This is a genomic window from Citrobacter sp. Cpo147, from assembly GCF_030332405.1.
GTDB lineage: Bacteria > Pseudomonadota > Gammaproteobacteria > Enterobacterales > Enterobacteriaceae > Citrobacter > Citrobacter portucalensis.
The window spans coordinates 37,109-57,276 of record NZ_JAOWHX010000034.1 but is presented as its reverse complement, the minus strand read 5'-3'; the positions used below and the strand labels follow the sequence as shown (position 1 = coordinate 57,276).

Here is a 20,168-nt window from a genome sequence, read left to right as displayed (position 1 = left end):
ATTAACGCCCGGTTTCAGTCACCCACAGCTGGCGGAAACCCTCGACGTCTTCCATCCACGCAACCTGTCGACCATCAGGGGAGAAGACGATTGCATCGGCCGACGGCGGGTTATCATGACGTTCCGTTAAAAAATCAATTTCGCCCGTTTGAACATCACAACAGGCAATTCTGTTCTCCAGTACAAATCCCAGCCATTTCCCCGATGGGTGCCAGTTAAAGGCTGACTGAATATTCGTAGCGCACTGGGTAAGCTGACGCAGCGATCCGCCCTGTGGGGAAATCAGCCATAGCTGCACAATACCGTTGTCATCACGCATTAAAAACGCAATCTCAGATGCCTTTGGATTACTGCGTACCCAGTGGCGAGGCTGATTCACCAGCCCCGGAAAGGCGCGCTCATGGGTAAACGTCAGACGGCGTTGGCGAATACCGGATGGCGGCGCAGGCATAGTCATGTCAGTCCCCTCCAGAGGCGCGTCCCCCGGCTGTTTCCAGCCGCTTTCATCCTGTGGCAAATCAACAATAAACAGCTCCGGTACTTTCTCGCCAGTGGCTGATAGCGTATCACCGATAAACGCCAGCCTGTTTTCTCCAACCCAGCCCTCTTCATAGGCGCGGTTAATCTCATCGCTACCCGGTTTTGGCGTTGGTGTCGTCTGGCTCACCAGCACACACCAGTAGCTACCGCTGTATTCACGGGGATGCTGCGCGGAGACATTCACCGGACCATACGGTGCAGCCACACCGACGTTGCGTAAATCGAGCGCCGGAGAGCGCTCATGCAGAACATGGTCGTTATAGGTGAAACTGACAAACTCACCGTTTGGGCTAAAGACATGCACATGACTCCCGCCGCGCAGCGCACCTGGCGTATAGGGCGCAGTAATATCCATTGCATCCAGATTCTCCACCCCAACCTGCGTAACAATCACCCCACGGCGATGATGGAAGTCGTAATACCATGTTTCATCAGGATTTTCAGGCCCGTGAATGAATACATATTTTTCCGACTTTGGATGAACGGTCACCACGCCAACGTGCGATCCCTGAGTAGCCCGGTAAATCACCTCCAGCTCGCCAGTATGGATATTGACGCGCTCAATTGTTTCACCGGTAAAGGAAGCGCCGGAAGGGCGCACATCAAAGACCAGCCACTGGCTGTCCGGTGTCCAGGTGTTGATATTGGTAAGCTGATGATTACGCGGCGTAAAGGTGATTTGCTTCATGGGATGCCCTGATACAAGACGATTAAAACAATCATACTTCACAAGCACTTCACTTTCAGGCTTTAGCGTATCGCCATCTTCATTTTTGCGGACAGAAAGATGGAACATTTTGACGTAGCGATTATCGGTTTAGGTCCGGCAGGCGCAGCGCTGGCGCGACAGTTAAGCGGAAAAATGCGCGTGATTGCGTTGGATAAAAAACGCCAGTGCGGTAACGAAGGTTTCACTAAACCCTGCGGCGGTCTGCTGGCCCCGGACGCCCAGCGTTCGTTTATCCGCGACGGGATAACCTTACCCGTTGATGTTATCGCCAACCCGCAGATTTTTAGCGTTAAAACGGTTGATGTTGCCGCTTCTTTGACGCGTAACTACCAGCGCAGCTACATTAATATCAACCGCCATGCTTTTGATTTATGGCTTAAATCTCTCATCCCTGATGATGTGCAGGTGTATCACGACAGCCTGTGCCGGAAAATCTGGCGCGAGGGCGATAAATGGCATGTTATCTTCCGCGCCGACGGTTGGGAGCAGCAGATCACTGCACGTTATCTGGTGGGGGCAGACGGTGCGAACTCACTGGTGCGCCGTCATCTCTATCCACAGCACCAAATCCGTAAATATGTCGCGATTCAACAATGGTTTGCGGAAAAGCATCCCGTACCGTTCTATTCCTGTATTTTTGATAACGATGCAACTGACTGTTATTCCTGGAGTATCAGCAAAGATGGCTATTTTATCTTTGGTGGCGCCTACCCCATGAAGGACGGACAGGCACGCTTTGACGCGCTGAAAGAGAAGCTGGAAGCGTTCCATTTCCAGTTCGGCAAACCGGTGAAAAGTGAAAAATGTACGGTGCTATTCCCCTCACGCTGGAAAGACTTCGTCTGCGGCGAGGACAACGCATTTTTGATTGGTGAAGCGGCCGGTTTTATCAGCGCCAGCTCGCTGGAAGGGATTAGCTATGCGCTGGACAGCGCGGAGATCCTCAAATCGGTACTGCTGCGGGATACGCCAGATATGAATCACGCTTACCGTAAAGCCACCCGCAAGTTACGACTCAAACTGTATGGCAAAATCCTGAAAAGCCAGGCCCTTACGTCGGCATTTTCCCGTAAATGGATTATGCGCAGCGGCGTTGCGCATATTCCCCAGGGAGACCATTCAGCACCACAAATCATGGCTGAAACGGGGCAAATACGACGAAGCATTTGCCCATAACATCTTAATTCAGTGCAAACTTCTCTATGGCGTACGCGACGCCATCTTCAAGATTGGATTTGGTCACGAAGTTGGCGATTTCTTTGACTGATGGAATAGCGTTGTCCATGGCAACGCCCACACCTGCGTATTCAATCATCGCGATGTCGTTTTCCTGATCGCCAATCGCCATCACCTCTTCGGCTTTAATGCCTAACGCATCGGCCAGCGATTTTACGCCCGTCCCTTTATTGACGCGTTTATCGAGGATTTCGAGGAAATACGGCGCACTTTTCAGCACGGTGTACTTCTCTTTTACTTCCGCAGGTAGACGAGAGATAGCTTTATCGAGGATCTCCGGCTCGTCAATCATCATCACTTTCAGGAACTGGGTTGCGGGATCCATTTTCTCGGCTTCACAGAACACTAGCGGGATGGTCGCGACAAACGATTCGTGCACCGTGTAGTAGCTGATATCACGGTTCGCGGTATACAGCGTATTGCGATCGAGGGCGTGGAAATGCGAGCCGACTTCCCGGGAGAGCTGCTCCAGGTAAAGATAATCATCATAGCTCAGCGCGGTTTGCGCCACGGTACTGCCATCCCCTGCTTTCTGCACCAGCGCACCGTTGTAGGTAATGCAGTAGTCACCGGGTTGTTCCATATGTAGTTCTTTCAGATAGCTGTGAACGCCGGCATACGGGCGTCCCGTGGTCAGTACCACATTCACGCCACGCGCGCGCGCCGCGGCAATCGCCGTTTTGACCGCAGGTGAAATGGTGTGATCGGGCAGCAGAAGTGTGCCATCCATGTCGATAGCAATAAGTTTGATAGCCATGAGTTCCCCGGATTAAATGAGTCCGTCCTCATGCTAACGCGATTCCGCTCAAAAAACAGCTACGAAAAGGGGGATAGAAAGGGGAATCGAGATTCCCCTTTTGTAGATTGGTTGTCGTTTGTAGGCCTGATAAGCAACGCGCCATCAGGCACAATACAACGTCTTGCCGGATAGCGGCGTAAACCGCCTTATCCGGCCTACAGATTGGCTTAAATATCGATGTTCGCCGCTTTCAGGGCGTTTTCTTCGATAAATGCGCGACGCGGTTCAACGGCATCGCCCATCAGCGTGGTGAACAGCTGGTCGGCAGCAATCGCATCCTTCACGGTAACGCGCAGCATACGACGGCTTTCCGGATCCATGGTGGTTTCCCACAGCTGTTCCGGGTTCATCTCGCCCAGACCTTTATATCGCTGGATAGCGAGGCCACGACGAGACTCTTTCTGCAGCCATTCCAGCGCCTGCTCAAAGCTGGCAACCGGCTGGCGACGCTCGCCACGTTCGATAAACGCATCGTCTTCGATCAGCCCACGCAGCTTCTCGCCAAGCGTACAAATACGATGGTACTCGCCACCGGTCACAAATTCATGCTCCAATGGATAGTCAGTATCGACACCGTGGGTACGCACCCGGATCACCGGTTCGAACAGGTTCAGTTCAGCGTCTTTACGCACGAAGCTATTCCAGGTGCTGCCGTGCATTTCGTTTTCATTAAGCACGTTAACCAACTGGGAAACCCAGGCCGTAACTTTCGCTTCATCAGCCAGATCGGCTTCTGGCAGCGTCGGTTGATAAACCAGCTCTTTCAGCAGCGCTTTCGGGAAACGACGTTCCATACGGCCAATCATTTTCTGCGTCGCGTTGTATTCAGAAACCAGTTTCTCTAACGACTCACCGGAAAGGGCTGGTGCGCTAGCGTTGGTGTGCAGCGTTGCGCCATCCAGAGCGATAGAGATCTGATACTGATCCATCGCTTCGTCATCTTTAATGTACTGTTCCTGCTTGCCTTTTTTCACTTTGTACAGCGGTGGCTGTGCAATGTAAACGTGGCCGCGTTCAACGATTTCCGGCATCTGACGATAGAAGAAGGTCAACAGTAGCGTACGAATGTGCGAGCCGTCGACGTCGGCATCGGTCATGATGATGATGCTGTGATAACGCAGTTTGTCCGGGTTGTACTCGTCACGACCGATGCCACAGCCGAGCGCGGTGATCAGCGTCGCGACTTCCTGAGAGGAGAGCATCTTGTCAAAGCGCGCTTTCTCGACGTTGAGGATTTTACCCTTCAGCGGCAGAATCGCCTGGTTTTTACGGTTACGGCCCTGCTTCGCAGAACCGCCCGCGGAGTCCCCTTCCACAAGGTACAGTTCGGACAGCGCCGGGTCACGTTCCTGACAGTCCGCCAGCTTGCCCGGCAGACCGGCTAAGTCCAGCGCGCCTTTACGACGGGTCATTTCACGCGCACGACGTGCAGCTTCACGAGCACGCGCAGCATCAATAATTTTGCCGACAACGATTTTCGCGTCAGACGGGTTTTCCAGCAGATATTCGCTCAGCAGTTCGTTCATCTGCTGTTCTACCGCCGATTTCACCTCAGAGGAGACCAGCTTGTCTTTGGTCTGTGAGGAGAACTTCGGATCCGGTACTTTCACGGAAACAACGGCAATCAGGCCTTCACGGGCATCGTCACCGGTAGCGCTGACTTTCGCTTTTTTACTGTAGCCTTCTTTGTCCATGTAGGCGTTCAGGGTACGGGTCATCGCCGCACGGAAGCCTGCAAGGTGAGTACCGCCGTCACGCTGTGGAATGTTGTTGGTGAAGCAGTAGATGTTTTCCTGGAAACCATCGTTCCACTGCAGCGCAACTTCAACGCCGATACCGTCTTTTTCGGTGGAGAAATAGAAGATATTCGGGTGGATCGGCGTTTTGTTTTTGTTGAGGTATTCAACAAACGCCTTGATGCCACCTTCGTAGTGGAAATGGTCTTCTTTGCCGTCACGCTTGTCGCGCAGACGAATAGAGACGCCGGAGTTCAGGAATGACAGCTCACGCAGACGTTTCGCCAGAATGTCGTATTCAAATTCAACAACATTGGTAAAGGTTTCGTGGCTTGGCCAGAAACGGACCTGAGTTCCCGTCAGTTCTGTTTCGCCAGTTACTGCCAGCGGCGCCTGCGGCACACCGTGCACGTAAGTTTGCTGATGCACTTTGCCTTCACGACGAATCACCAGTTCCAGCTTCTGTGACAGGGCGTTAACGACGGAAACCCCCACGCCGTGCAGACCGCCGGAAACTTTATAGGAGTTATCATCGAATTTACCGCCTGCGTGCAAAACGGTCATGATAACTTCCGCTGCCGAAACGCCCTCTTCCGGGTGAATACCGGTTGGGATACCACGGCCATCATCGGTAACGGACACGGAGTTGTCAGCGTGAATCGTTACCACGATATCTTTACAGTGACCCGCGAGCGCTTCGTCGATAGCGTTATCTACCACCTCGAATACCATGTGGTGCAGACCGGTGCCGTCATCCGTGTCGCCGATATACATACCCGGGCGCTTACGCACCGCATCCAGTCCTTTCAGGACTTTGATACTGGAGGAGTCATAAGAATTCGACATCAACGTTTCTCGCTCATTTTATCTTGGGTTAATCCGTTATTTTACCCTTTTCCACGGTAAACATCTTCGAATTTTCATCGGACATGTCTATAACGTGTTCAGCGCTTATTGCGCTGACAAAGACCTGAGATTGCGTGGCTTTTAAGCGGCTGGCCAGCAGTCCGCGACGCGCGTCATCCAGTTCAGAGGCAAAATCATCTATCAGGTACAGGCAGCGCCGCCCGCTTTCACGGGTCAGGAACTCCCCTTGCGCCAGACGTAAGGCGCACATCAGCAGCTTTAGCTGCCCACGCGACAACGTATCTTCCACCGGCGCACCGTCGGCGCGAATGCGGAAATCCGCCTTATGCGGGCCGTGCGCAGTGTAGGTCAACATGCGATCGCGTTCAAAACTGCGTTCCAGCACTTCGGCATAATCAGTCTCTTTCTCCCAGCCGCGCTGGAATGAGAAGGAGAGCGAAAACTCGGGAAGAAACTGCTGGCAGGTATCCGCCATATCCTGCGCGATACCGGCGCTGTACTCCGCGCGCCAGGTGCTGATTTGTTCCGCCAGTGGGATCAGTTCTTTATCCCACGGGCGCAGTTGCTCATAACGACTCACCTGGCGCAGCGCTGCATTGCGCTGCTTGAGCAGTCGCTTCAGGTTGCTCCAGGCGGTGAAAAATCCGACTTCATTGTGAAAACATCCCCAGTCAAGGAATGCTCTTCTGTATTTGGGGCCGCCATTGAGTAAAGTAAACCCCTCAGGCGTGATCAGCTGCATCGGCATCAGGTGCGCCAGTTCTGCGACCTTGTGCCCGTCAGTGCCGTCAATGCGCACTTTGCTGTCGCCCAGTTTGTCTTTCGTCAGGCCAATCGACGTCTCACGTTCTTCACCCTGCAAGCGCCCGTGTAAAACAAACGACTCCTGCTCGTGGCGAATCACGCGGCCAATCTGCAAACTGCGAAACGCCCGACCGTGGCCGAGCGTATAGATAGCTTCCAGTACGCTGGTTTTGCCGCTGCCATTCGCGCCAACCAGGAAGTTAAAGCCGGGGGATAAAGCGAGATCCGCGCTTTCAATATTGCGGAAATCTTTGATTAGCAGTCGGGATAGCGACATATCAACTCATAACCTGGGCGTTATCGTCGCAGTTAGTCTGGTTACGGCCAGCGCACAGCAACCGGAGCGTACTGAAGTACGTGAGGATTGCGAGCACTGCCCGGAGCCAGAATAACAAGTAAGATAGCCCGATATTCTTTACAAGCGCATAGGCATGACGACATAGGCTGCGGATTGGCTGGCCGCATCTTCAATCTGTACGCTCGATACGGAATCGGTCAGCAGAATACGTACGTTCTCGCACTTCAGCGCGTTCAGAACGTCCAGTACGTAGCTCACGTTAAAGCCGATTTCCAGTTCTGTACCAGGATAGGAGACATCCAGAATTTCTTCTGCTTCTTCCTGTTCCGGGTTGTTGGCGGTGATTTTGAGCTGGTTTTCGCTGACATACAGACGCACGCCGCGGAATTTCTCGTTCGAGAGGATCGCCGCACGCGCAAACGCCTGTTTGAGGATATCGCAACCGGCTTCCAGATGTTTGTCCGGGTTCTTCGGCAATACGCGGCGATAATCCGGGAAACGGCCATCAACCAGCTTGGAGGTGAAGATGAAATCACCAACGTGCGCACGAATGTTGTTGCTGCCAATCTGCACGCGCAGCGGGTTATCGCCGCCGTCGAGCATACGCATCAGTTCAATCACGCCTTTACGCGGTACGATCACCGAATGGCTTGGCAACGGTTGACCAACAGGCATTGAACAGACCGCCAGGCGGTGGCCGTCGGTCGCCACGGTGCGCAGCTCTTCCCCTTCGGTTTCAAACAGCATGCCGTTTAAGTAGTAACGTACGTCCTGATGCGCCATCGAAAACTGCGTGGCTTCAATCAGGCGCTTCATCGTCGCCTGCGGCAGGGTGAATTCGACTTCGCTCTGCCAGTCGTCCAGATTCGGGAAGTCGGCGGCAGGCAGCGTAGACAGCGAGAAACGGCTGCGGCCAGAACGCACCAGCATACGGTCGCCTTCCAGTTGAACGGCAATTTCCGCGCCTTCCGGCAATCCACGGCAAATATCGAAGAATTTACGCGCCGGAACGGTGGTAGCACCAGGTTCATGAGGCTGGATCAGCGCCACGCGCGCCACCATCTCCATTTCGAGATCGGTACCGGTCAGCGAAAGCGTGCCGTCAGCAACCTGCAGCAGCAGGTTTCCGAGAATAGGCAGTGTAGGACGTCCACCCAGCGGGCCGCTGACCTGCTGAAGCGGTTTTAATAAATGTTCACGTTCAACGGTAAATTTCATAGCGTCACGAAGATAATGTTCTGATTAAATTGGAGAAATCTTCTTTAATATCATGGCTTTCTTCACGCAACTGCTCAATCTTCCGGCAGGCATGAAGCACGGTAGTATGGTCACGCCCACCAAACGCGTCGCCGATTTCCGGCAAACTGTGGTTAGTGAGCTCTTTTGCCAGCGCCATCGCCATCTGGCGCGGGCGAGCTACCGAGCGAGATCGACGCTTAGAAAGCAGATCCGCAATTTTGATTTTGTAATACTCCGCCACCGTCTTCTGAATATTGTCGATGGTGACCAGCTTTTCCTGCAAAGCCAGCAGATCGCGCAGCGCTTCGCGCACGAAATCGATAGTAATCGCCCGGCCGGTAAAATTGGCGTTGGCGATCACGCGGTTCAGTGCGCCTTCCAGCTCACGTACGTTAGAGCGTAGACGCTTGGCAATAAAGAACGCTACTTCACCTGGCAGACGAATGTCGTTTTCGTCGGCTTTTTTCATCAGGATCGCAACACGCGTTTCCAGTTCAGGCGGTTCGATCGCGACAGTCAGTCCCCAGCCAAAGCGGGATTTCAGACGATCTTCAACGCCGTTGATCTCCTTCGGATAGCGATCCGAGGTCAGGATGATCTGCTGATTGCCTTCCAGCAGGGCGTTAAAGGTGTGGAAAAACTCTTCCTGCGATCGCTCTTTATTCGCGAAGAATTGGATATCGTCAATCAGCAGCGCGTCAACGGAACGGTAGTAGCGTTTAAACTCTTCGATCGCGTTGTTTTGCAGGGCTTTGACCATATCCTGCACAAATCGCTCGGAGTGCATATACACCACTTTGGCGTTTGGCTTACGCGCCATAATGCCGTTACCGACAGCGTGCAGCAGGTGGGTTTTACCCAGACCCGTACCGCCATAAAGGAATAACGGATTGTAGGCGCCGCCAGGATTGTCCGCCACCTGACGTGCCGCCGCGCGCGCCAGTTGGTTAGATTTACCTTCAACGAAGTTATCAAACGTGTGTTTGACGTTGACGTTAGAACGATAGGTAGGTTCTGCCGGAGCCGGGACGTTATCCCAGCCTGGACGCGCCGCCGGAGCAGCACGTTGCGGTTGCACTTGCTGAGCCACGTGGGCGGGCGCAACAACGTTGTTGACCGGCGTTTTCAGCGTTTGCGTGACGGGTTTAGTGCCGACTTCAAAGCGCAGCTGTGGGGCATCCGCGCCACAGAAATTATTGAGTAATCCATTAATATTATTAAGGTATTTATCCCTTACCCAATCGAGCACGAAACGGTTTGGCGCATACAAAGCCAGCGTGTTATCGCTCAGTTCCGCCTGCAACGGGCGTATCCACATACTGAACTCTGTGGCTGGTAACTCATCCTGCAATCGGGCAAGACACTGCTGCCAAAGCGAAAGTGACACGGCGGACTCCACTCGAACAAAAGTCGATAAATGACAAAGGCTGAAACATTCATGATTGTTGACGCACATCGACAAGACCCTATGCAAAGGGTGACGTGCGAATTGCTATCTGCAATTTTTACCCGATCAGGATCCATTGAAACGATCAGGACCGCGGATCATAGCGTAAACTGAGAAAGAGATCTTCTGTTTCTCACAGATTCTTCCCGATTTATCCACAGGATGATCCAGAATCGGCTAAGTGTAAACGATCCTGGAGAAGTGCTGCAGGTTTTAGCGCGCATATTGAAAAAATTAATGAGTAAAGATGCTTTACTGCTTAAACGATCTAATAAAGATCCCGAGCGATCCTTGCGCTTTATCCACCAGCCCGTATAATTCTTACCCCCAGCGAGTAACGGTCGCCTTACGGCGTCAACGCTGCCTGTTTTTTACGCGAAACCATGCGGAAAAAAGCGGGAAATAAGGAAAGAGAATTGACTCCGGAGTGTACAATTATTACAATCCGGCCTCTTTAATCACCCACACTGTGGCGTAAGTCGTTCGAAATTCGTTCGGGTATACGCAAAAGTCAGTGAATTTATTCAAGTTTAGGTAGAAATCGCCATGAAACGCACTTTTCAACCGTCTGTACTGAAGCGCAACCGTTCTCACGGCTTCCGTGCTCGTATGGCTAATAAAAATGGTCGTCAGGTTCTGGCACGTCGTCGTGCTAAAGGCCGTTCTCGTCTGACCGTTTCTAAGTAATAAAAGCTAGCCCCTGAGTGGTTAAGCTCGCATTTCCCAGGGAGTTACGTTTGTTAACTCCCACTCATTTCACATTCGTCTTCCAGCAGCCACAACGGGCTGGCACGCCGCAAATCACCATCCTCGGCCGCCTGAATTCGCTGGGGCATCCCCGTATCGGTCTTACAGTCGCCAAGAAAAATGTTAAGCGTGCGCATGAACGCAATCGGATTAAACGTCTGACGCGTGAAAGCTTCCGTTTACGTCAGCACGAGCTTCCAGCAATGGATTTCGTGGTGGTGGCGAAAAAAGGGGTTGCTGACCTCGATAACCGTGCTCTCTCGGAAGCGTTGGAAAAATTATGGCGTCGCCATTGTCGCCTGGCTCGCGGGTCCTGATAGCCCTCATTCGGGTCTATCAACGCCTGATCAGTCCGCTGCTTGGGCCGCATTGCCGTTTCACTCCAACCTGTTCGAGCTACGGAATTGAGGCATTGCGCAGGTTTGGAGTGATAAAAGGCAGTTGGTTGACGGTGAAACGCGTATTAAAATGCCACCCTTTACACCCTGGTGGTGACGATCCCGTCCCGCCCGGACCATTTGATACCAGAGAACACTAACGATGGATTCGCAACGCAATCTTTTAGTCATCGCTTTGCTGTTCGTGTCTTTCATGATCTGGCAAGCCTGGGAGCAGGATAAAAACCCGCAACCTCAGGCCCAACAGACCACGCAGACAACGACCACCGCAGCGGGTAGCGCCGCAGACCAGGGCGTACCGGCCAGTGGCCAGGGGAAACTGATTACGGTTAAAACTGACGTGCTTGATCTGACCATCAACACCCGTGGTGGTGATGTGGAACAGGCTTCACTGCCAGCTTACCCGAAAGAACTCGGTTCTACCGAACCGTTCCAGTTACTGGAAACTACGCCACAGTTCATCTACCAGGCACAAAGTGGCCTGACAGGTCGTGACGGCCCGGATAACCCGGCTAACGGCCCGCGTCCGCTGTACAACGTCGATAAAGACGCGTTTGTACTGGCTGACGGTCAGAACGAACTGCAGATCCCGATGACCTATACTGACGCAGCGGGTAACACATTCACTAAAACGTTTGTTCTTAAGCGTGGTGAATATGCTGTCAACGTTAACTACAGCGTGCAGAACGCCGGCGAAAAACCGCTGGAAATCTCCACCTTTGGTCAGCTGAAGCAATCCATCAATCTGCCATCTCATCGTGACACCGGTAGCAGCAACTTTGCGCTGCACACCTTCCGTGGCGCGGCGTACTCCACGCCGGATGAGAAGTATGAGAAATACAAATTCGACACCATTGCTGAAAACGAAAACCTGAACGTCAATGCTAAAGACGGCTGGGTCGCAATGCTGCAACAGTATTTCGCAACGGCATGGGTTCCGCGTAACGACGGCACCAACAACTTCTATACCGCTAACCTGGGTAACGGCATTGCCGCTATCGGCTATAAATCACAGCCGGTACTGGTACAGCCTGGCCAGACTGGCGCGATGACCAGCACCCTGTGGGTCGGCCCGGAAATTCAGGATAAAATGGCGGCCGTTGCACCGCACCTGGATCTGACCGTGGATTACGGCTGGTTGTGGTTCATTTCTCAGCCGCTGTTTAAACTGCTGAAGTGGATCCATAGCTTCCTGGGTAACTGGGGCTTCTCCATCATCGTTATCACCTTTATCGTTCGTGGCATCATGTACCCGCTGACCAAAGCGCAGTACACATCCATGGCGAAGATGCGTATGCTGCAGCCGAAGATTCAGGCTATGCGTGAACGTCTGGGCGATGACAAACAGCGTCAGAGCCAGGAAATGATGGCCCTGTACAAAGCTGAGAAGGTAAACCCGCTGGGCGGCTGCTTCCCGCTGATCATCCAGATGCCAATCTTCCTGGCGTTGTACTACATGCTGATGGGCTCCATTGAACTGCGTCATGCGCCGTTCGCCCTGTGGATCCATGACCTGTCTGCACAGGACCCATACTACATCCTGCCGATTCTGATGGGCGTGACGATGTTCTTCATTCAGAAGATGTCTCCGACCACCGTAACCGACCCGATGCAGCAGAAGATCATGACCTTCATGCCGGTCATCTTCACCGTGTTCTTCCTGTGGTTCCCGTCAGGTCTGGTGCTGTACTATATCGTCAGCAACCTGGTAACCATTATTCAGCAGCAGCTGATTTACCGTGGTCTGGAGAAACGTGGCCTGCATAGCCGCGAGAAGAAAAACTCCTGATTCGGTGTAGGCCGGATTAGGCGAAGCCGCCATCCGGCAAACGGAACATAAAGTAAAGGGCGGTCATTAGACCGCCTTTTTTATTGCATTAAGAAGAGACAAACCATGAGCCATAACGACACCATCGTCGCTCAGGCCACCCCACCGGGACGTGGTGGCGTGGGTATCCTGCGTATCTCCGGCCTGAAAGCGCGTGAGGTCGCAGAAACCGTACTTGGGAAACTGCCCAAACCGCGTTATGCCGATTATCTGCCGTTCAAAGACGCGGATGGCAGCGCGCTGGATCAGGGGATTGCCTTGTGGTTCCCCGGCCCAAACTCCTTTACCGGTGAAGACGTTTTAGAGCTTCAGGGCCACGGCGGTCCGGTGATTCTTGACCTGCTGCTCAAACGTATTCTGACCATTCCCGGGCTGCGCATTGCCAGACCGGGTGAATTCTCCGAGCGAGCGTTTCTCAATGATAAGCTCGATTTAGCCCAGGCAGAGGCGATTGCCGACCTGATCGATGCCAGCTCAGAGCAAGCCGCTCGCTCGGCGCTGAACTCGTTGCAGGGCGCATTTTCCGCACGGGTAAATCATCTTGTGGAAGCGCTCACTCACCTGCGCATCTATGTTGAAGCAGCGATCGACTTCCCGGATGAAGAAATCGACTTCCTGTCTGACGGCAAGATTGAAGCGCAACTCAACAGCGTTATCAGCGATCTTGATGCCGTGCGTGCGGAAGCGCGTCAGGGCAGCCTGCTGCGCGAAGGGATGAAGGTGGTGATTGCCGGTCGGCCAAATGCCGGGAAATCAAGCCTGCTGAACGCGCTGGCTGGCCGTGAGGCGGCCATTGTCACCGATATCGCCGGGACTACCCGCGACGTGCTGCGTGAGCATATTCATATCGACGGCATGCCGCTACACATCATCGACACCGCCGGTTTGCGCGATGCCAGCGACGAAGTTGAACGCATCGGTATCGAACGTGCCTGGCAGGAAATTGAACAGGCCGACCGCGTGCTGTTTATGGTGGATGGCACCACCACCGACGCCGTGGACCCGGCAGATATCTGGCCAGACTTTATTGCCCGTCTGCCAGCCAAGCTGCCGATCACCGTGGTGCGTAACAAAGCGGATATTACCGGTGAGACGCTGGGCCTTAGCGAAGTAAATGGCCACTCACTGGTTCGCCTCTCTGCGCGTACCGGTGAAGGCGTTGACGTACTGCGTAATCATCTCAAACAGAGCATGGGCTTTGAAACCAATATGGAAGGCGGCTTCCTGGCCCGTCGTCGTCACCTGCAGGCGCTGGCAGAAGCGGCGGAGCATCTCGAACAAGGAAAATCCCAACTGCTCGGAGCATGGGCCGGAGAATTGCTGGCTGAGGAGCTACGCCTGGCGCAGCAGAACCTCAGTGAGATCACCGGAGAATTTACCTCCGACGATCTGCTGGGACGGATTTTCTCCAGCTTCTGTATTGGTAAGTAACGTTGTGTTGCCCGGTGACGCGATGCTAACCGGGCCTACAGGCCCCGTAGGCCGGGAGAAGGCGTTTACGCCGCCACCCGGCAACAACAATTTCCCATGTGGAAATCACTGTTGTCCAAATGGCAACTCGTGCAGTTGACTCTCTGACCGTATGCTTAGCGCCACATTTCTTATGAGGTCGCTATGACACGCTTTCTAATCTGCAGTTTCGCCCTGGTTCTTCTTTATCCTGCCGGTATTGATATGTATCTGGTGGGGCTGCCCCGTATTGCTGCCGATTTACAGGCCAGCGAGGCACAACTGCATATCGCGTTTTCGGTTTATCTGGCGGGAATGGCGACGGCGATGCTGTTCGCCGGTAAAATTGCCGACCAGTCAGGTCGCAAACCGGTCGCCATAGTCGGCGCACTCATCTTTATTTTCGCCTCTGCACTATGTTCTTTCGCCGAAAGCGGTACGCCATTCCTCATAGGTCGTTTTATTCAGGGCGTAGGTGCGGGCTGTTGCTACGTGGTGGCTTTCGCTATCCTGCGCGACACACTCGACGATCGCCGTCGGGCGAAGGTACTGTCGTTGTTGAACGGTATTACCTGTATCGTGCCGGTGCTGGCTCCGGTGATGGGGCATCTGATTATGCTCAAATTCCCGTGGCAGAGCCTGTTCTACACGATGATGGGTATGGGTGTTGCCGTTTGCCTGCTGTCGGTATTTGTCCTGCGAGAATCGCGCCCAGCAACGCTTATGGCGACGACGGAAAAGAACCACACAACCGAATCACTGGTAAACCGTTTTTTCTTAAGCCGTCTGGCCATTACCACCCTCAGCGTGTCGGTGATCCTGACCTTCGTGAACACATCTCCGGTGCTGCTGATGGAAGTGATGGGCTTCGACCGTGGTGAGTACGCTACCACGATGGCCATGACCGCAGGCATCAGTATGGCGGTCTCTTTCTCTACGCCATTTGCTCTGAGCGTATTTAAGCCTCGCGTTCTGATGCTGACCTCACAGGTGCTGTTTCTGTGTGCCGGCGTGGTGTTAACCCTTGCCACTTCACACGCAGTAACGCTTTTCGGGCTGACGTTAATCTGCGCTGGATTCTCGGTCGGCTTCGGTGTTGCGATGAGCCAGGCGCTTGGGCCGTTCTCGCTGCGCGCGGGCGTCGCCAGCTCGGCATTAGGTATTGCGCAGGTTTGCGGTTCCTCGCTGTGGATTTGGCTGGCGGCGGTTCTTGGCCTTGATGCGCTGAATATGCTGATCGGGATTCTGATTGGCTGTAGCATAGTGAGTATCATGCTGATTATCACTGTTGCACCTAACCGGTCCGCGCCAACTCATGAAGAAATCCCTCAGCAGTCTCGATCTTAATTTATTGCTCTGCCTGCAGCTGTTGATGCAGGAACGCAGCGTCACTAAAACCGCCAAACGGATGAACGTCACGCCGTCGGCGGTCAGTAAGTCGCTGTCGAAGCTGCGGACCTGGTTTGATGATCCCTTGTTTGTGAACACCCCGCTGGGGCTATCGCCGACGCCGCTGATGGTCAGCATGGAGCAGAGCCTTGCTGAATGGATGCAGATGGGCAATCAGTTGCTCGATAAGCCGCACCATGAGTCTCCACGCGGGCTGAAGTTTGATCTGGCGGCCGAGACGCCGTTGGTGATGATCATGTTCAATGCGCTCTCCCAGCAGATTTATCTGCGCTATCCCCAGGCGACAATCAAAATACGCAACTGGGACTATGACTCGCTGGATGCCATTATTCGCGGTGAAGTGGATATTGGCTTTACCGGGCGCGAAAGCCATCCGCGTTCGCGCGAACTGCTGAGTTTGTTGCCATTGTCGATCGACCATGAAGTGCTGTTTTCCGATCTGCCTTGCGTCTGGCTACGTGAAGATCATCCCGCACTGCAGGAAGAGTGGAATCTGGACACCTTTCTGCGCTATCCGCACATCAGCATTAGCTGGGAGCAAAGCGATACATGGGCGCTGGATGAAGTCCTGCAAGAAATGGGACGCGCACGCAATATCGCGTTATGTCTGCCCGGTTTTGAGCAATCGCTGTTTATGGCCGCGCAGCCGGATCACGCGCTGATAGCCACCGCACCGGTCTATTGCCAGCGTTATAACCAACTCCACCAGCTTCCACTCGTTGCACGGCCAATGCCATTTGATACGGCGCAACTGGAAAAAATGCGCGTACCGTTCACTCTTCTTTGGCATAAACGCAACAGCCACAATCCTAAGATCGTCTGGCTAAAAGACACGATCAAGGCGCTTTATCGCGATATCTCCTGACGATCCTTCATTTTGGTGTTGCTAAATCGACCATTCTGGCAACAGAAATGTAAATATCGCGTAATGTCTCCCATTTTCGCTTAGTTTTTGGGCAGCAAAGCCTGCCCGGAGGCCGTGTAAATGTTACTCTGGTAATAATCACGGACCATTAATCACGGAGCGACAAATGGCGACACATTTTGCCAGAGGGATTCTTACGGAGGGACACCTGGTTTCAGCTCGCCTCCCTTCTCCATGTCATATCGAAGCAAGAGATCTACCCGCTCATCGCCGGACACGTTTCCTGGCTTCCCGAAGTCTTCTCGCTGAACTGATGTTTATGCTTTACGGCACCAGCACGCTGCCCGAAATTGTTACTCAGGCCAAAGGTAAGCCCGTTTTTCGCGATAAGAACCTGCCGGGTTTTTCGATTTCCTATGCCGGGAATATCGTCGGCGTTGTGCTAACAACTGAAGGAACGTGCGGCCTGGATATGGAACTTCAGCGGGCCACCCGCGGGTTTCACAATCCAAATTCAGCGGAAACGTGGCGCTTCTCCAGTAACGAAAACCTGTGGATCAATAACCAAAACGATCCCAACGAAGCACGCGCGCAGCTCATTACATTGCGCCAGAGCGTACTCAAACTCACTGGCGATGTGTGCAATGACGATCCGCGTGAGCTCCAGCTTTTACCCGGCGCAGGGCGTCTGAAATGTGCCCATGTGGCGCAGGTTGAAGCCATTTGCGATGCGGAAGATGTACTGGTGTGGTCAGTTGCGGTTACGCCAACCATTGAAAAACTCAAGGTTTGGGAGTTTGATGGTAAACAGGACTGGAAAAGTTTGCCTGATATCCAGACTCGCGCCAATGAGCCAACGGGTCGTCTGATCCGGTTCTCTCAATTATGTGCAGCGAAGAGCCATACGCTTTGATTTAACCTTCATGATGAAACAGGAGCCACCATGTCTGAAACATTGAATGTTGTTACGTTACTGGGAAGTCTGCGCAAAGGTTCGTTTAATGGAATGGTTGCCCGTACGCTGCCCAAGATTGCTCCAGCAGGAATGGAAGTGAACGCGCTGCCGTCGATTGGTGATATCCCTCTGTACGATGCCGACCTCCAACAGGAAGAAGGTTTTCCGGCCAGCGTAGAAGCACTGGCTGAGCAAATCAGAAAGGCTGACGGTGTCGTTATCGTCACACCTGAATATAACTATTCTGTTCCGGGCGGACTGAAGAACGCCATCGACTGGCTGTCCCGCCTGCCCGATCAGCCATTATCGGGTAAGCCGGTGCTGATCCAGACCAGTTCTATGGGCGCTATTGGCGGCGCGCGCTGCCAGTATCATCTGCGTCAGATCCTGGTATTCCTCGACGCCATGGTAATGAACAAGCCGGAATTTATGGGCGGCGTCATTCAGAATAAAGTAGACCCGCAGACAGGTGAAGTGATCGACCAAAGCACGCTGGACCATCTGACCGGTCAACTGACCGCATTTGGCGACTACATTCAGCGCGTGAAAGCGTAAAAGAAAAAGCCCGGCGATATGCCGGGCTTGTTGATATATGGGCAAATAAACAGCGATTAGTGCGCGTCGATAAACACAATCTTCAGCACAAACAGCAGCGCGACAATGATGACGCACGGGCTGAGATCGCGGAAACGTCCGGTACCAATCTTCATCACGCAATAAGAAATAAAGCCCAGTGCAATACCTTCGGTAATTGAGAAGCTAAAGGGCATCATCACGGCAGTAATAAACGCCGGAACCGCTTCTGTCAGGTCATCCCACTTCACGCGCGACAGGCTTGATGTCATCAGGACGCCAACGTAAATCAGCGCACCAGCGGCTGCATAACCCGGTACCATCCCCGCCAGCGGCGACAGGAAGATAACCAGCAGGAACAGCAGGCCAACGACCACGGCGGTCAGACCGGTACGTCCACCGACCGAAACCCCGGAAGAAGATTCGATATACGCAGTAACGGAAGAAGTCCCGATAAACGCCCCGGTAACCGACGACACGCTATCCACATACAGCGCTTGCTTCATGCGCGGGAACTTACCCTTCGCATCCGCCAGACCGGCTTTATCCGTAACGCCAATCAGCGTACCGGAGGAGTCGAACAGGTTAACCAGCATGAACGAGAAAATCACACCCGCCAGGCCAATGTTAAACGAACCGGCCAGGTCGACATGTCCGATAACAGACATCACGCTCGGTGGCGCAGAAACGATACCGTTGTAATGGACATCGCCCAGCATCCAGCCCAGTAGCGTGGTTACAATGATAGAAATCAGCACCGCCGCGTGAATGTTACGTGACGCCAGAATCGCGATGATAAAGAAGCCCAGGATACCGAGCAGTACACTGTGGGACGTCAGGTTACCGATAGACACCAGCGTGTCTTTGTTGGCGACGATAACACCGGCGTTTTTCAGCCCCATCATGCCGATGAACAGACCAATACCGCTGGTGATCCCCACACGCAGGCTAACCGGGATATTGGCAATCATCCAGTAACGAACGCGGAAAATCGTCAGCAGCAGCAGACCAACAGCGCCCCAGAAGATAGCGCCCATACCAATCTGCCATGACAGCCCCATCGCGCCAACGACCACGAAAGCGAAGAATGCGTTCAGGCCCATAGCAGGCGCAAGTGCGACCGGCAGGTTGGCAAACAGGCCCATCAGGATGCTACCAAATGCAGCAATAAGGCAGGTGGTAACAAAGACAGCGCTGGTATCCATGCCAGCCACGCCAAGAATTTGCGGGTTAACAAAAACGATATACACCATCGTCAGGAAGGTCGTTAAACCGGCGATCACTTCGGTCCGTGCCGTCGTGCCATGTTCGCGCAGTTTGAACACGCGTTCCAGCATCCCCTGGCCAGAAGCCTGGGTTGTGTGTTGTTGACTCATTATCAATTTCCGAACAAGGAGGGAAAATTCGTCGCTATCCTATACCAAAATGCGACAATAGGGTTGGGTTATGAGCAACTTTTTTCATTGATTTTGCTTATACGGCAACGATTGCGTCGCCCAATAATGCATTACGAAAACGTTAAACTTGTTAAAACGGAAATGACATGTCCCAGATAGAAGCCGTATTTTTTGACTGTGACGGTACCCTTGTCGACAGTGAAGTGATTTGTTCTCGCGCGTATGTCAGCATGTTCCAGGCGTTTGGCATTACGCTCGATCTTGAAGAAATTTTCAAACGCTTCAAGGGGGTAAAGCTGTACGAGATCATCGACATTATCAACGAAGAGCACGGTGTCGAACTGGCAAAAGCCGATTTAGAACCGGTTTACCGCGCTGAGGTCGCACGTCTGTTCGATACGGAACTGGAGGTGATTGCCGGTGCCAATGCGCTACTGGACAGCATGGCCGTACCAATGTGTGTGGTCTCTAACGGTCCAGTCAGCAAAATGCAGCATTCGCTGGGTAAGCTGGGCATGTTGCACCATTTCCCTGATTTACTGTTCAGCGGCTACGATATTCAGCGTTGGAAGCCCGATCCGGCCCTGATGTTCCATGCGGCGAAAGCGATGGACGTTAACGTTGAGAACTGCATTCTGGTTGATGATTCCAGCGCAGGTGCGCAGGCGGGGATTGCCGCCGGGATGGAAGTGTTCTACTTCTGCGCCGATCCACATAACAAACCGATCGATCATCCAAAAGTGACGACGTTTACCGATCTGGCACAGTTGCCGGAATTGTGGAAGGCGCGGGGTTGGAATATCGTCGAATAAACAGTAGGCCCGATAAGTAAAGCGCCATCAGGCGAATG

General features: G+C 53.3%; 19 protein-coding genes. 12 read left to right on the top strand and 7 right to left on the bottom strand.

What is annotated here, in order from left to right; translation table 11 throughout:
- Nucleotide 1 precedes the first annotated feature (1 nt).
- Entirely contained in the window at nucleotides 2-1,228 is a 1,227-nt protein-coding gene (locus OGY06_RS15615) for a YidR family protein (protein ID WP_191222006.1), read from the bottom strand.
- Nucleotides 1,229-1,327: 99 nt separating this feature from the next.
- Here OGY06_RS15615 and cbrA point away from each other — a divergent pair, with 99 nt between their 5' ends.
- Nucleotides 1,328-2,446 (top strand): colicin M resistance lipid reductase CbrA, encoded by a 1,119-nt coding sequence (gene cbrA, locus OGY06_RS15610; protein WP_191222005.1) that lies wholly within the window; start codon nucleotides 1,328-1,330, stop codon nucleotides 2,444-2,446.
- A 4-nt stretch (nucleotides 2,447-2,450) separates the two neighbouring features.
- Here the strand turns inward: cbrA and yidA are convergent, their stop codons facing one another.
- The 5 genes from yidA to dnaA form a co-directional block, all read right to left on the bottom strand.
- The gene (gene yidA, locus OGY06_RS15605) at nucleotides 2,451-3,263 is read right to left on the bottom strand and encodes a sugar-phosphatase (protein ID WP_286605652.1); all 813 of its coding nucleotides are present in this window, start codon (nucleotides 3,261-3,263) and stop codon (nucleotides 2,451-2,453) included.
- 209 nt (nucleotides 3,264-3,472) lie between these two features.
- Nucleotides 3,473-5,887, bottom strand: a complete 2,415-nt coding sequence (gyrB, locus tag OGY06_RS15600; protein WP_008786542.1) for a DNA topoisomerase (ATP-hydrolyzing) subunit B — start codon at nucleotides 5,885-5,887, stop codon at nucleotides 3,473-3,475.
- A 28-nt stretch (nucleotides 5,888-5,915) separates the two neighbouring features.
- Nucleotides 5,916-6,989, bottom strand: coding sequence for a DNA replication/repair protein RecF (recF, locus tag OGY06_RS15595; RefSeq protein WP_063941195.1), 1,074 nt, complete (start codon nucleotides 6,987-6,989; stop codon nucleotides 5,916-5,918).
- A 138-nt stretch (nucleotides 6,990-7,127) separates the two neighbouring features.
- A complete protein-coding gene (dnaN, locus tag OGY06_RS15590) occupies nucleotides 7,128-8,228 on the bottom strand; it encodes a DNA polymerase III subunit beta (protein ID WP_003023863.1) in 1,101 nt (366 codons plus the stop codon).
- 4 nt (nucleotides 8,229-8,232) lie between these two features.
- Entirely contained in the window at nucleotides 8,233-9,636 is a 1,404-nt protein-coding gene (dnaA, locus tag OGY06_RS15585; protein WP_003827078.1) for a chromosomal replication initiator protein DnaA, read from the bottom strand.
- Between the two features lie 222 nt (nucleotides 9,637-9,858).
- Here dnaA and OGY06_RS23330 point away from each other — a divergent pair, with 222 nt between their 5' ends.
- The 10 genes from OGY06_RS23330 (at nucleotide 9,859) to OGY06_RS15540 (ending at nucleotide 17,903) form a co-directional block, all read left to right on the top strand.
- The gene (locus tag OGY06_RS23330) at nucleotides 9,859-10,014 is read left to right on the top strand and encodes a hypothetical protein (RefSeq protein WP_418219453.1); all 156 of its coding nucleotides are present in this window, start codon (nucleotides 9,859-9,861) and stop codon (nucleotides 10,012-10,014) included.
- Nucleotides 10,015-10,242: 228 nt separating this feature from the next.
- The gene (gene rpmH, locus OGY06_RS15580; protein ID WP_003023858.1) at nucleotides 10,243-10,383 is read left to right on the top strand and encodes a 50S ribosomal protein L34; all 141 of its coding nucleotides are present in this window, start codon (nucleotides 10,243-10,245) and stop codon (nucleotides 10,381-10,383) included.
- A 17-nt stretch (nucleotides 10,384-10,400) separates the two neighbouring features.
- Nucleotides 10,401-10,760 carry a ribonuclease P protein component gene (gene rnpA, locus OGY06_RS15575; RefSeq protein WP_003844432.1) on the top strand — a complete coding sequence of 120 codons (360 nt, stop codon included), beginning with the start codon at nucleotides 10,401-10,403 and terminating at the stop codon, nucleotides 10,758-10,760.
- Nucleotides 10,724-10,981 (top strand): membrane protein insertion efficiency factor YidD, encoded by a 258-nt coding sequence (yidD, locus tag OGY06_RS15570; protein WP_003023846.1) that lies wholly within the window; start codon nucleotides 10,724-10,726, stop codon nucleotides 10,979-10,981. Before rnpA ends, yidD begins: the two co-directional genes overlap by 37 nt.
- Nucleotides 10,982-10,983: 2 nt before the next feature.
- Entirely contained in the window at nucleotides 10,984-12,630 is a 1,647-nt protein-coding gene (gene yidC, locus OGY06_RS15565; RefSeq protein ID WP_003827058.1) for a membrane protein insertase YidC, read from the top strand.
- A 105-nt stretch (nucleotides 12,631-12,735) separates the two neighbouring features.
- The gene (mnmE, locus tag OGY06_RS15560) at nucleotides 12,736-14,100 is read left to right on the top strand and encodes a tRNA uridine-5-carboxymethylaminomethyl(34) synthesis GTPase MnmE (RefSeq protein WP_003827056.1); all 1,365 of its coding nucleotides are present in this window, start codon (nucleotides 12,736-12,738) and stop codon (nucleotides 14,098-14,100) included.
- 183 nt (nucleotides 14,101-14,283) lie between these two features.
- The gene (locus OGY06_RS15555; protein ID WP_003827053.1) at nucleotides 14,284-15,465 is read left to right on the top strand and encodes an MFS transporter; all 1,182 of its coding nucleotides are present in this window, start codon (nucleotides 14,284-14,286) and stop codon (nucleotides 15,463-15,465) included.
- Complete coding sequence (yidZ, locus tag OGY06_RS15550) at nucleotides 15,434-16,393, top strand: HTH-type transcriptional regulator YidZ (protein ID WP_126956572.1); 960 nt, start codon at nucleotides 15,434-15,436, stop codon at nucleotides 16,391-16,393. Before OGY06_RS15555 ends, yidZ begins: the two co-directional genes overlap by 32 nt.
- A 166-nt stretch (nucleotides 16,394-16,559) precedes the next feature.
- Nucleotides 16,560-17,306 carry a 4'-phosphopantetheinyl transferase family protein gene (locus OGY06_RS15545; RefSeq protein WP_003827048.1) on the top strand — a complete coding sequence of 249 codons (747 nt, stop codon included), beginning with the start codon at nucleotides 16,560-16,562 and terminating at the stop codon, nucleotides 17,304-17,306.
- Nucleotides 17,307-17,336: 30 nt separating this feature from the next.
- Nucleotides 17,337-17,903 carry an NADPH-dependent FMN reductase gene (locus OGY06_RS15540; protein ID WP_003827046.1) on the top strand — a complete coding sequence of 189 codons (567 nt, stop codon included), beginning with the start codon at nucleotides 17,337-17,339 and terminating at the stop codon, nucleotides 17,901-17,903.
- A 56-nt stretch (nucleotides 17,904-17,959) separates the two neighbouring features.
- Here OGY06_RS15540 and adeP read toward each other — a convergent pair whose 3' ends face one another.
- Nucleotides 17,960-19,297, bottom strand: coding sequence for an adenine permease AdeP (adeP, locus tag OGY06_RS15535; protein ID WP_003827042.1), 1,338 nt, complete (start codon nucleotides 19,295-19,297; stop codon nucleotides 17,960-17,962).
- A gap of 167 nt (nucleotides 19,298-19,464) precedes the next feature.
- Between adeP and yieH the strand changes: the two genes are divergently transcribed.
- A complete protein-coding gene (yieH, locus tag OGY06_RS15530) occupies nucleotides 19,465-20,130 on the top strand; it encodes a 6-phosphogluconate phosphatase (RefSeq protein ID WP_003827040.1) in 666 nt (221 codons plus the stop codon).
- Nucleotides 20,131-20,168: the final 38 nt, after the last annotated feature.